Genomic DNA, 2213 nt, shown 5'->3' on the forward strand with positions numbered 1-2213 from the left:
ACATTTTGTAGATTGATACATTCTAAAGTATCTAAAAGTCTAAAATCTTGTAAGTTATTTTCTTTGATTAAATCGTTTACAAATTCTTTTGCTTTGCTTACATTTGAAAAGGCAAAGATTGGAAAGCTATCCACGCTTTCATAACCAGCCTTTGTGTAAATCATTTCTTTACTTGCACCTTTTATAGCCCCAGCAATACCAATAGGCGTATCACTTTGCACTTTAATAGGACTTGCTGCACCATTGCTGATATTAAAATTAACTCCATAATTTGCTGCCATTATTCATTTTCCTTTCTTATGTTCTTTTAACAGCGAACAAGTTCGCCTAAAGAACCAAATGCTAAAGGCTTCCCCGCCCAAACACTGCGTGTTTGCCCCAAAAGCCAAACCTTTTTCCTGTCCTAAGTAGCTTACTTTATTTATGTTTTTTTAACTCTTTTGCTTTTAACTCCACTTAATGCGCTTGCTTTTGTAAATGTAGAGCCTAAGCCTTTAAGTTCATTCTCTACTATCCTAAATCTCTCATCAACCCTATCTTTAAACTCATCATAAATAAGCTTATCTCCTTTTATATTGAAATTAATAATAAAATCTGTATCGATTTCTTTACTATTTGGATTTAAGGAATTAAACTCTTTAAAAAGAATGTCATCTATAAAAATTTTAATATTTAGATTTTCGCTAAAGAAGTTTCCACCCACGCCATACCCCCAAGGAGTGAATTTAAACTCTTTTATAGGTTTAGAGAGTTCGCATTCTATAGTATAAAAAGGATTTTCTAATCCATCATTAGCTAAAAACACGCTAATATTTTTTTCATCATATTCTCTAAAAGCGTAATATGGAGTGTAACGATTGCCAAATTCATAAGCTCCATTTGAAGTGATTTTTACTTTTGCATATGAGTCTAAACCTTCAGTATTAGCATTTTCTAAACTAAACTCAGCAGGTAAAGTAGTGGCGTGTTCTTTTGAAGCTTTATTTAAAGTTTCATTTTCTATATTGCCTAGTAAAAGATTATTGTTAGAATTGTCAATAAACTCCAAAGCATTAATCTTTAAAAACTCATTATCTCCTGCTAATTTTATACCAAGTCTTGAAAGGGTTAAGGTTTTTAAAGGATAGGCTGAGCTTGTTTGTTTGGTGCTAAACTCAACCCTTAATTTTTTACCATCAAGGATTTGTAATTCTTTTAAATTAGAGTTTGCATCTTCGCCTTTATCTCCTTTATCCCCCTTATCTCCTTTTTCGCCCTTATCTCCTTTTTCGCCCTTTATACCTTTAATCCCTTCGAGTTTTTTATCAATTAATTCATTCACTCTTTTTTCATTAAGCTTATCACTAACTATAGGTTCACTTGGCTCTATTAAGCCTTGATTAATATCTGGAATAAAAGAAATTCCATAATCTTTCATTTTAACTCCTTTTTTATTGATTTAAACACACACTTTATTGCATGATAAAGATTGCAAGAATGATAAAATACAAAGATTTTAAACTTAGAACATCCAAGCAAAGTCATAGCTTCTTTTAATGCTAAATCAGCTATTTTGTAATCAGCCCTAGAGTTTGCTTTTTCGCACAAAAAATCATGCACCACACAAGCACTAAAATACTCGCTTTTAAAAGGTGGAAACAAAGACCAAAAAAGGCGTGGGATACTTGCTCCATCCGTTTTAAAGCCTTGTGGTACAATGCCTTTATAATTTGGCAAAGAAAAAGCATAATCACTAATTACTTCAAATCTGTCTTTATCATAGGGCTTTACACAAACCCTTTTTAATTCTGTTTTAGTCATTTTTCACTCTCCCAAACAATTAAATCAAGTTCTTCTTTGCTTTGTACATTTCTAGCTTTTTCTTTTAAAGCACTTGCTTTAAAAATAGTTTCTTGCACAAAATAAGCCATGCTACTTGCAAAGAGTTTAAACTCATCTACGCTAAATCTTGTAGTTGAATTATCAAGTGCAATCCAATCAATATAAGGAATTAAATTAGGATTAACAAGAGCATTGGTTACTGCTCCATTAATTCTTAACTGATCTTCATTAGAACTTTGATAGATTTTACCTTTAAAAGAAAATCCACCATTTAGAATATTTTCTTTTTTTGTATTAATCTCGTTGATTTTTAACTCTTTTGCCTCGTTTAAAAGCTCTTCTTCGCTTTTAGGAGGATTTATTAAAGAGTTAAACTCTTCTTCGCTAATAGG

The 2213-nt window shown here is 31.3% G+C and carries 3 protein-coding genes and 1 pseudogene; all 4 read right to left on the reverse strand.

Going from position 1 to position 2213, the window contains the following annotated elements:
- Window positions 1–281, reverse strand: a pseudogene (locus AJ885_RS07085) (phage tail sheath family protein); the annotation flags it as partial.
- 140 nt (window positions 282–421) lie between these two features.
- On the reverse strand, window positions 422–1417 hold the full coding sequence (locus tag AJ885_RS07090) for a hypothetical protein (RefSeq protein ID WP_070280984.1): 996 nt from the start codon (window positions 1415–1417) through the stop codon (window positions 422–424).
- Window positions 1414–1800: a DUF1353 domain-containing protein gene (locus AJ885_RS07095; protein WP_070280985.1), complete on the reverse strand. Its 387-nt coding sequence runs from the start codon at window positions 1798–1800 to the stop codon at window positions 1414–1416. The genes AJ885_RS07090 and AJ885_RS07095 overlap by 4 nt, the downstream gene beginning before the upstream one ends.
- Window positions 1797–2213 (reverse strand): DUF4376 domain-containing protein (locus AJ885_RS07100; protein ID WP_070280505.1); only part of this gene is annotated, 417 nt, incomplete at its 5' end. The genes AJ885_RS07095 and AJ885_RS07100, both read right to left, overlap by 4 nt.

It is taken from the genome of Campylobacter sp. BCW_6464 (genome assembly GCF_001762775.1).
GTDB classification, from domain to species: domain Bacteria; phylum Campylobacterota; class Campylobacteria; order Campylobacterales; family Campylobacteraceae; genus Campylobacter_D; species Campylobacter_D jejuni.

Bases quoted from the DNA above. Each gene is read 5' to 3' on its own strand.
- AJ885_RS07090 (WP_070280984.1), bottom strand. From the start codon at position 1,417: ATGAAAGATTATGGAATTTCTTTTATTCCAGATATTAATCAAGGCTTA.
- AJ885_RS07095 (WP_070280985.1), bottom strand. From the start codon at position 1,800: ATGACTAAAACAGAATTAAAAAGGGTTTGTGTAAAGCCCTATGATAAA.